The sequence below is a fragment of the Helicovermis profundi genome, from assembly GCF_033097505.1.
Lineage (GTDB): Bacteria > Bacillota > Clostridia > Peptostreptococcales > Acidaminobacteraceae > Helicovermis > Helicovermis profundi.
In genome coordinates, this window is sequence record NZ_AP028654.1 from 1,859,496 (window position 1) to 1,869,745 (window position 10,250).

The 10,250-nt window shown below is 29.4% G+C and carries 6 protein-coding genes; 1 reads left to right on the forward strand and 5 read right to left on the reverse strand.

Annotated elements, in window-relative coordinates:
- Window positions 1-23: 23 nt before the first annotated feature.
- Window positions 24-2,600 carry a DNA translocase FtsK gene (locus tag AACH12_RS08250; protein WP_338534944.1) on the reverse strand — a complete coding sequence of 859 codons (2,577 nt, stop codon included), beginning with the start codon at window positions 2,598-2,600 and terminating at the stop codon, window positions 24-26.
- A 244-nt stretch (window positions 2,601-2,844) separates the two neighbouring features.
- Complete coding sequence (gene dapG, locus AACH12_RS08255) at window positions 2,845-4,044, reverse strand: aspartate kinase (RefSeq protein ID WP_338534945.1); 1,200 nt, start codon at window positions 4,042-4,044, stop codon at window positions 2,845-2,847.
- A gap of 320 nt (window positions 4,045-4,364) precedes the next feature.
- On the opposite strand from dapG, the gene AACH12_RS08260 reads away from it, so the two are divergent.
- Window positions 4,365-6,065 carry an oleate hydratase gene (locus AACH12_RS08260; protein WP_338534946.1) on the forward strand — a complete coding sequence of 567 codons (1,701 nt, stop codon included), beginning with the start codon at window positions 4,365-4,367 and terminating at the stop codon, window positions 6,063-6,065.
- A gap of 41 nt (window positions 6,066-6,106) precedes the next feature.
- Here the strand turns inward: AACH12_RS08260 and AACH12_RS08265 are convergent, their stop codons facing one another.
- The 3 genes from AACH12_RS08265 to ltrA form a co-directional block, all read right to left on the reverse strand.
- Window positions 6,107-6,670: a TetR/AcrR family transcriptional regulator C-terminal domain-containing protein gene (locus AACH12_RS08265; protein WP_338534947.1), complete on the reverse strand. Its 564-nt coding sequence runs from the start codon at window positions 6,668-6,670 to the stop codon at window positions 6,107-6,109.
- Window positions 6,671-6,731: 61 nt separating this feature from the next.
- Window positions 6,732-8,138: an ATP-binding protein gene (locus AACH12_RS08270; protein ID WP_338534948.1), complete on the reverse strand. Its 1,407-nt coding sequence runs from the start codon at window positions 8,136-8,138 to the stop codon at window positions 6,732-6,734.
- A gap of 122 nt (window positions 8,139-8,260) precedes the next feature.
- The gene (ltrA, locus tag AACH12_RS08275; RefSeq protein WP_338534949.1) at window positions 8,261-9,544 is read right to left on the reverse strand and encodes a group II intron reverse transcriptase/maturase; all 1,284 of its coding nucleotides are present in this window, start codon (window positions 9,542-9,544) and stop codon (window positions 8,261-8,263) included.
- Between the last annotated feature and the right edge of the window lie 706 nt (window positions 9,545-10,250).

Consider the following 10,250-nt stretch of genomic DNA (forward strand, 5'->3'; position numbering starts at 1 on the left):
TGATTTACTATCGATCAAATACATCACAGATTTTCGCTAGTAGTGTTAAGATTTTCTCCGCTTGAATCCTCTTCTAAAAAACTTGGTCCAACTAATACTTCTCTTGGTTTACTTCCAGCACTTGGACCTACAATACCCCTTTCTTCCATTTCATCAACAATTCTAGCTGCCCTATTATATCCTATTCTAAACTTTCTTTGAAGCATTGAAACTGAAGCCTGCTTAGAATTAATTACATGCTCTATTGAGGGTCTTAAATATTCATCATCATTATTATCAATAAACAAAGTGCTTGAAGTGTTTTCTAAAATTCCTTCATCATAATTAACTTGACCAGATTGTCCTTTAACAAATGCAACTAAATTTTCAACTTCTTCATCGGAAACAAAGGCACCCTGAACTCTCATAGGTTTAGATAATCCAACTGGTGAAAATAACATGTCTCCTTTACCAAGAAGTTTTTCTGCACCACCCATATCAAGAATTGTTCTTGAGTCAATTTGGGAACTAACTGAAAATGCGATTCTTGACGGAATATTTGCCTTAATTAAACCAGTAATTACATCAACTGATGGTCTTTGAGTTGCAACAATTAAATGAATACCAGCAGCTCTAGCCATCTGTGCCAATCTACATATCGCGTCTTCAACTTGGTTTGGCGCCACCATCATAAGGTCGGCTAGTTCATCTATAATAACAACTATTTTAGGCATTTTTTCAAGATCATTTTTCTCAGCTTTTTTATTGTATGAATTAATATCACGAACAGAAGTTTCAGCAAAAGTATTATATCTATTTGTCATTTCCTGAACAGCCCAATTTAATGCAATAGATGCTTTTTTAGGATCAGTCACTACAGGAAGTATCAAATGAGGTATACCATTATAATTATTAAGCTCAACAACTTTAGGATCTATCATAAGGAGCTTTACTTCATCAGGCCTTGCATTAAAAAGAATTGATGCAATTAAGGTATTAACACATACACTTTTACCAGAACCTGTAGCGCCTGCAATAAGTAAATGTGGCATTTTAGATAGATCACTTACTATAGAGTTACCTGAAATATCTTTTCCAAGTGCAAAGCTTAATTTCGATTTACTATCCCTAAACTCTTTAGTATCAAGGACATCTTTTAAAGTTACAAGCGAAGTATTTTTATTTGGAATTTCAATTCCTACTGCTGCTTTTCCTGGAATTGGAGCGATAATTCTAATTTGCTGAGCTGCAAGTCCAAGAGCTATATCATCTGAAAGATTAACTATTTTACTAACCTTAACACCAGGGCTTGGTTGAAGTTCAAACATTGTAATAGCTGGCCCCTTACTAATTTGAACAACTTTTGCTTCAACTTTAAAGCTAGCTAAAATTGATTCAAGTTTCCTTGCAATATCTAAAATTTCTTTTTTATTTGATGTTCCTGTAACTTTACTATTACTAAGCATTTTTACACTTGGAATAATATAATTTTCATACTCCATATGTGATGCTTTTTCTAGATCATTTTCAATTTTCTTAACTTCTTTTTTACTAATTTTTGAATTTTCTTTTTTTATCTCTTTATTTGTTTTTACTTGAACGTTTTGAGTTTCACCGGACTTATTCATTTCATTATTATTAATACTACTAGCTGTACTTGGCTCACTCACAACATTTGATTTTACTTCGTCATCAAATGCATTGATTTTAATACTCATACTTTCTTCTGACGAAGTATTTACAGCATTACTGGGTAAACTTACACTAGTAGAAGTTTTTTCTATATTTTTATCAAGAACATAATTATTGCTATCAAAGTCGCTAAATTTTTCAGTTTTTTTCTGCTTTATCTCTTCTATATTTTGTTTAATGTTTTCTTTTGATACAGCTTTCTTCTCTTTGTATTGTCTATTAGCATTTGTAACTACATTCGTTGCAAATTTCTTTTGTGAATTAAAGATATCTACAATTGAAATTTTGGTGCCGATTACAATTGCAATAAATAAAAGAATAAGGGAAACAACATAAGTTCCAATTTTTCCAAACAATCCAACTAATGCATAGGATAAAAGCGTACCTATAGAACCAGACGACGTACCAATTACGCCGTAGTTAAATGCAGTAATCACTCCATCTATAGATAAAACTTTAATATTAGTAAGTTTATAACCTTCCATAGAAATATCATAAATTAAATTACTATATATTGCTAAAATACTAAAAAATCCAAGTAAAATAGAAAATATATACTTTTTTCTAACAGTTTTAAGGTTATTGTTTATAATGAAAAATATAATAAAAAATACAACATAAGGTACTATATATGCAGTTTTAGAAAATAGGCCAAGATATATTTTTTTTATGGTTTCACCAACAATTCCCATAGCAAAAGTGTGTAAACTAAATACAGAGATAACTGTAAAACCTATCAAAAGAATCAATTTCACTTCATAAATTAATTTAGATTCAAAGTTACTCTTTTTTTCGCTTTTTTTTGAACCATTAGTTTTTTTAGTATTCACTTTTTTAGATTTAGTAGATTTTTTTACACTACTACTTTTTTTAGCATTAGGTGATTTTTTTGTTTTACTTTCTTTTTTTACGCTATTTTTCTTATTCATAAAAACCTCCCCATCCAGAGTATTATATCATAGGTTTGGTGATTTAGGGTAAAAAAAGCCCATAAAACATAGCGCGCTGTAACAGCTAACCATATTCTATGAACTATTTGTCCGATGCCTTAGAGTTCTAATACCCCCACTTCTTAAAAAAACGGGGGATAAAGAACTCTAAAAAGGCCCTGGATTATGTTTTCTAAGATTCAGTGGGAGTAAAAACTCCCTCCGAATCCAAGAAATTCATTTATTAAAGATTAAATTCATTATGAAGCACATTTATGGCATCATTTTTTCTACTACTATCAATTAAGCACCAAATTGTAGTATTTGAATCACTTGATTGTAATATTTCAATGCTATTTCTACTTAAGGAAAGTACAATCCTTTTCATTACTCCAGGTATTCCATTAATTCTATGTCCTATAACTGCTATTTTTGAGCAATTATATTTTATTTCATATTTTAAAGAAAGTTCTTCAATTATCTTATTCAATTCTTTTTCTTTTTCCATTTTAATTGTAAACACTTTTTCATCTTCAAAGAAATTTATCATATCAATAGAAATTTTTTCTTTTTCCATCTTATTAAGTAACATTTCATTTCTATAATCACTTGAACTTATATAAATAGTATATTGCAGTATATCGCTTTTAGCTGTTACCGCTGTAAACAAACCTTCTTTTGAAAACATTTTACCCTCATTATCAATCCCAATTGTAGTCCCTTTAGAATCATTAAAGGTATTCTTAATTTTTAACTGTTTATTACTATGTTTTGCAACTTCAACTGCTTTATGATCTACTACTTTTGCACCATCTATTGCCATCTGATATATTTCATCATAAGTTACAGTATCAAGAACTCTAGCACTCGAAACTATTCTTGGATCCGCAGTCATTATCCCATCAACATCTGTATATATTTCTATAGACTCAGCATCAAGTGCAGCTCCAAGTATTGCAGCAGTGTTATCACTTCCACCCCTACCTAAGGTAGTTATTTCTCCATTTTCACTAACACCTTGAAATCCTGTTACTACAACTATATTATTTTCTTTTAAATACTTTAATATTTTTTCAGGATTAACTCTTATAACATTTGCATCGCTAAAATTATCATCTGTAATAATTCCTGCCTGAAACCCTGTAAGAGCAACAGAAGAAGCACCATATTTCCTTATTGTGCTTGACATAATTGTTGATGAAATTATTTCACCACACGACATTATAAGATCTAAGTCGCGTTTTGATGGCTCTTCATATGAACTTTTTACAAGATTTATAAGAGTATCAGTTGCATAAGGGTCACCCTCTCTACCAATTGCAGATACAACAATCACTGGATAAAAGCCTTCATTTTTAAGTTTTACTGCTCTTCTTGCAATAAGTTCTCTTGTTTCACTTGTTTTTACGGATGTTCCTCCGTATTTTTGAACTATAATTTTCATGTATTTATCCTTTATTTTAGACTCTTAGTCATTAGTATATTTTTTTTACAATAGCAATTATATCATACCAGTTTCTTAACTTCTACAAATAGAATATATCAAAATTATAACAATAATGTAGCTTTAGAGCACCTGATTATTATTTTACCTAAAATTAAGTGAATTGTTTTTAATTATTAGTTGATTACACTTACAATGCCATCATCTATCTACACAAATCCCCCATATTGTGTATTTCCTTTTAAGCTAATAATTATATAATTTAATTAATCAAATATTTTATTAACTTATTTAAAAACAAATAAAAGGAGATGCTATTTATGGGTAGTTATAATAATATTAATACTGTAAAACCTAAAGGAATTGAAGATAAAAAAGCATACTTAGTTGGAAGTGGAATTGCCTCATTATCGGCTGCTTTTTTCTTAGTACGCGATGGTAAAATGCCAGGTGAAAATATTAGTATTTTAGAAAGAAAAAATATAAATGGAGGTGCTCTTGACGGTTCTGGTAATGCTGAAGATGGTTATGTAATTCGTGGTGGAAGAGAAATGGAAGACCATTATGAGTGTACTTGGAATATGTTTGGCGATATTCCAACTATAAAAAATCCTGATCGTTCTGTTTTAGATGAATTTGTTGAAATCAATAAGTGGGATCCTACTAAGTCTGTTGCAAGAGTAATTTACGATAGAGGAATTAAAGCTGATACTTCAACTTTAGGACTTTCTGAAAGTCATGTTAAGCAACTTGCTAAATTATTTTTAGTTAAAGAATGTGATCTTGGTGCTGCAACAGTTGAACAATTTTTTGATCCAACATTTTTAGAAACAAATATGTGGTTATTTTGGAGAACTATGTTTGCATTTGAAACTTGGCACAGCGTTGTAGAAATGAAAAGATATATGCAAAGATTTATCCATTTAATGCCTGGTATGAATAAACTTCAAGGAATTTTATTCTCAGAATACAACCAATACGATTCTTTTGTTAAACCACTCGTTAAATGGTTAAAAGACCATAAAGTTAATTTTGTTAATAATACTTTAGTAACTGATTTAGATATTGATATTACTGACTCAGAAAAAGTTGTTACTGGTATTCATATTGTAAAAGATGGAAAAGTTGATCTTATTAAAACTTCTAAAAAAGATCTTGTGTTTGTAACTAATGGTTCGATGACTGAAAATTCAACAATTGGAGATGATAATAACGCTCCCGAGTTAATTAGAGGACCCGGTGCTGTATGGAACCTTTGGGATAACATTGCATCAAAAGATCCATCATTTGGAAAACCTGAAGTTTTTCATGGTAATATTGATAAAACCAAATGGGAGTCATTCACTGTTACTTTTAAAAAATCTAAATTTGCTAAAGTATTAGAAGATTTAACTGGTATTGATCCATATTCTGGTAAAGGTGCAACTGGAAGTGTTATATCAATTAAAGATTCTAATTGGCTAATGAGTTTTACTATGAGCAGACAACCGCATTTTGAAAATCAACCTGATGATGTATTAGTTCTTTGGGCATATGGATTGTTTATTGATAATGAGGGCAATTACATTAAAAAGAAAATGAGTGATTGTACAGGACGAGAATTATTAAAAGAGCTTCTTTATCATTTAAATGTAGATGAAAGTCTTATGGATGAAATAATAGATAGTGCAATTGTAAAACCTGTTATGATGCCTTATGTAACTAGTCAATTCATGCCTAGAGTAAAAGGTGATAGACCTGAAGTAATTCCAACTGCAAGTAAAAACTTAGCTTTCTTAGGCCAATTTGCTGAAGTTGAAGACGACTGTGTCTTTACTGTTGAATATTCTGTTAGATCTGCAATGATGGGTGTTTATGGACTACTAAATTTAGAAAAAGAAGTTCCAGAAATATATGCTAGTAAATTCGATATTAGATCTCTTGCTACTGCTGGAAAAGTAATGAATTCTGGTAGACCTTTCCCTGCTGAGGGTATAATTAAAAAACTCTTAAAAGATACAACTATGGAAGGTTTAATATAATTCATTTAAATGTATTGTAACTAAATTAAAATGAAGGCTATTTAGCCTTCATTTTCTTTATACTTACATAATGCATTATAAATATCACCATCTAAAATAATATCTAAATCTTCAACTATAACCTTTGGATCTGTTTCCATTTTATTTTTTATCCAATCGAGTATAATACCTACAAGAGCAATTTCATAAAATTTAGCAATTTTATTTTTGCTTATATCGGACACTTCCAGATTTGAACTTACTTCATTAATCACGTTTAAAATAAGTACTGTTACATCTGAAATAAGATGACTTTCTATATAATCCCTATTAATCGTTGCATAAATATTTAAAATTATTTTTTTATTATCATTTAAATAATTTAATAATTCTAAAAATCCCTTTTGCCAAGTATTATAAGTTTTATTTTTTCCTAAAATATCTGAAATTTCCGTTTTTAAAGTCCATTCCAATAAATCGTAAATATCCTGAAAATGATAATATAAAGTTCTTCTATTAAAACCACTTTCACTTGTAATATCATTAATTGTGATTTTATCAAGTGGCTTATTTAACATTATTTTTTTTAATGATTTAGCTAAAGCTTTCTTTGTTACATCGGACATTTTCCACCTCACTAAAATCTACAAATTGTCTAAATACATTCTAACTACTACTTTTATTATTTTAAATTAATGTGACGACATCTTTAGAATAATCCACTAAAAATAAATTGTCTTCCCGTTTTGAGCACTCAATAAGTTTACTAGTAAAACCTGATTTTGAAAATAATATATAATATGATTTTTTAGGTGTAATTTCAATTTTATCGCTTTTCAATTTTAATTGATTAAGGATTTTAACCCCAACTTTTTCATTTCTCCATTTGCATTCGCCAAATATAAAATTATTATTAATATCAAAAGCTAAAATATCAATTTCTTGATTTTTATCCCACCATTTACCTATTTTAATAGGTCTAATAGGTAATTTTTTCTCAATACCCATTTTTCTAACATATTCTATAGATATTTTTTCAAATTCATTTGATACAAACATTAGCATCCGCTCTCGAATAACATCTTCAATAATAATATCTTCTGAGCCTTCCAATAATTCAGATAAATATGGATATACAAAGGAATAATGAAATCTAAAATAGCCATTATCAATTTTGTAAATTCCTGATCTTTTTTTAACTTGCTCTTTTATTTTAATTGTTGCCGAATATTCTTTTTTTATTATCCCTAAATCTATTAGGCTGTTTATATAAAATGGTAGTTTAGTCTTTTCTATTTTTGTTTTTTGATAAATATCATTTAATTTGGAATCTCCAAGTGCTATTGATTCAATAATTGCATTATAATTAGAAACTTCTCTTAATTCTTGTTTTAACAAAAACTCAATTTCATTAAAAAGAACTGAACCATTACTTAAAATGTTTTTCTTCAAATTTATTTCAAATGTATCTTTAGGATTAATTAAACTTAAATAATACGGAACTCCACTAAATACACTATAATAATTTAAATGTTCCTTTAGATTTCCTTTGCCCATAAAAGCTCTTGATGATTCAAAGTCTAGCTCTCTCACTTTATAAATACCTGTTGTTCTACCATACAAAGGATTTTTCTCACTAAGTATCTCTTTTTCCATAAAACTCATTGAAGAACCACATATTATTATCATAATGTTTAATTTACTAAAATAATGATCCCAATGATTTTGCAAAACAGATGGAATGCTCTTATTATTTTGAACCATATATGGAAATTCATCCATTACTATTACCATTTTCTTATTATATATGGTTTGATCTGAAATAAATCTAAACAAAGCTTCCCAATCAGAAAATTGTGTATTATAAATTTGTGCATTATAGTGATTAATAACTATATTAGACATTTTATTTAACTGTACATTATCAGTTATCTGAACAGCTGAATAAAAAATATGATTTTTATCTTTTACAAATTCCCTGATAAGAGCTGTTTTACCAATTCTTCTACGACCGTATAATACAATAAACTCAGCTTTTTTGCTAGTATATTTTTCCTGAAGAAATTCTAGCTCTTTTTTTCTGCCAACAAACATACGACGTCGAGTAGACAACTCTCGACTCCACCTCCTTATTTAGCAAGGGTAGTCTATTTGCCCCTCACAGAACCCAACGTGCCCTATTAAGGCATTAGGCTCTTCATATAATTCTTACAAAATTACCATATATCCACATAAATTTTAGGTTCTTTTATTGGAAAATGCTCCAATAATAATCTATAACGTTTAACATTCAAATAACTTCTTTGACTACGTCTTGTTAAAACTTTATAAAACGCTTCTAGTATGAACCTTCGAAAGTTAACAAGGCTTCTATAGTTTCCAGATATACCATAATATGCATAGTGACCAATTAATTTCTTATTTATTTTCTTAATAAGTTCAGGTATTCCTATATGCATATTTACTTTCAACCAATTTTTAACATTTGCCTTCTTAACTTTTAATTTCTTCATACTTGTTTTATGCATCACTCTATATCTACCGGTAAGCGTTTTACCATTAATATGTGTGAAACCAAGAAAATCGAAGCTTTCAGTTTTACCATCCAAACTATTATCTCTAGCGAATCTACCAAATTTTATTATCTTACTTTTATCTTCTGATAATTCCAATCCAAATTTATTTAATCGCTTTATTAACGATTGATAGAATTTATTTGCTTCATTTTCATACTGAAAGAAACACACAAAGTCGTCTGCATATCTTACGATATAAGCGTCACCTTTAAGTTTTGATTTTACAACTTTTTCAAACCAAATATCAAGTACATAATGCAAGTAAACATTTGCAAGTACTGGCGATATTATTCCTCCTTGAGGTGTACCTTTATCACTTTCATAGTAATTCATTTCCTCAATTATTCCTGCTTTTAGGAATCTTTTGATATATCTAATAAAATTTTTATCTTCAATATCATGTTCGAGAAACTTTATTAACCACTTATGGTCTACATTATCAAAGAAGCCCTTAATATCCGCATCTACAATGAAATTAATTTTCTTTCTCATTATTATTTCATTAACTTTCTTTATTGCTTGATGAGCATTTCGGCCTTTTCTGAAACCATATGAGAAATTGTAAAACTTATTTTCATATATTTCATCTAATATATTTCTCATTGAACCTTGGACAAGTTTATCCTCATACGAAGGTATACCCAATGGACGCATTTTATCACTTGCATCTTTTGGAATATAGGTTCTTCTAACTGCTTTTGGCTTATAACTAAATCTTTTCATTCTACTAATTAGATTACTCACATTATCATCTAAATTTGCATCATAACTTTCTTTTGTTATGCCATCAATACCTGCTGTCTTCCCTTTGATTTGCCTATTATGTTCTTCCTTAATAGTCTTTTCATTAACGTAGTGCATTAAAGTTTGAACCTTTTTATGCTTTCTTGTTAATTTTGCTATTCCACTAAACTCATTTTCCATCTTTTCTTTACCTCTAGTGTAATTGATGTTTCATCTAACAAAACGATTTATATGTTAGTCCCTTCCCTCCACCTTCGTTACGGGTTTCATTAGTACTATGAACTAATCCGACTTCTTATATATCTTTTCCAATACCTTAGATTAAATGATCCTTGTGTACTAGATACTCCTTTGAAAAAAAAAACATTAGAGAACATATAAGATCTCACAGGTATGCAGTGTGTAACACTCTTAGACTCGCCATGCTCTAGGACCCCGGTGGACTTAAGTTATTCTCGCATTTTACGAACAACTTATTTTGCTTACTATCGAGGTGACAATATCAGCTTCCACTTTCTATAATCTAACGAGGCTCAATCACTTCACGCTTTCGCATTACGGCTCGAATAGTTTCTTGTCTACGCTTAAACCTTATCTCGCGACTTCGGCTCCAAGACTAGATACTAGCGATTTGCTAAATCTTACTAGGTTGGATTTCCACCAACTATACACACGACACCGAACTGTCGCACCACCTCAATTTAAGATTAACATAAGGCGTTTGTATAGTCAAGACTATATAAGTCGTGACTATATAAATATATTTGCGCAAATATTCCTTTAGGGTAGAAAATAAGAATTTAGCAAAGTATGTATCAATCTACTTAACGTGAAATAGTTTCCATTAAAGTAAAATTAATTAAAAATGACTATAGATATTATTTAT

Bases quoted from the DNA above. Each gene is read 5' to 3' on its own strand.
- AACH12_RS08250 (WP_338534944.1), bottom strand. From the start codon at position 2,600: ATGAATAAGAAAAATAGCGTAAAAAAAGAAAGTAAAACAAAAAAATCA.
- dapG (WP_338534945.1), bottom strand. From the start codon at position 4,044: ATGAAAATTATAGTTCAAAAATACGGAGGAACATCCGTAAAAACAAGT.
- AACH12_RS08260 (WP_338534946.1), top strand. From the start codon at position 4,365: ATGGGTAGTTATAATAATATTAATACTGTAAAACCTAAAGGAATTGAA.
- AACH12_RS08265 (WP_338534947.1), bottom strand. From the start codon at position 6,670: ATGTCCGATGTAACAAAGAAAGCTTTAGCTAAATCATTAAAAAAAATA.
- AACH12_RS08270 (WP_338534948.1), bottom strand. From the start codon at position 8,138: ATGTTTGTTGGCAGAAAAAAAGAGCTAGAATTTCTTCAGGAAAAATAT.
- ltrA (WP_338534949.1), bottom strand. From the start codon at position 9,544: ATGGAAAATGAGTTTAGTGGAATAGCAAAATTAACAAGAAAGCATAAA.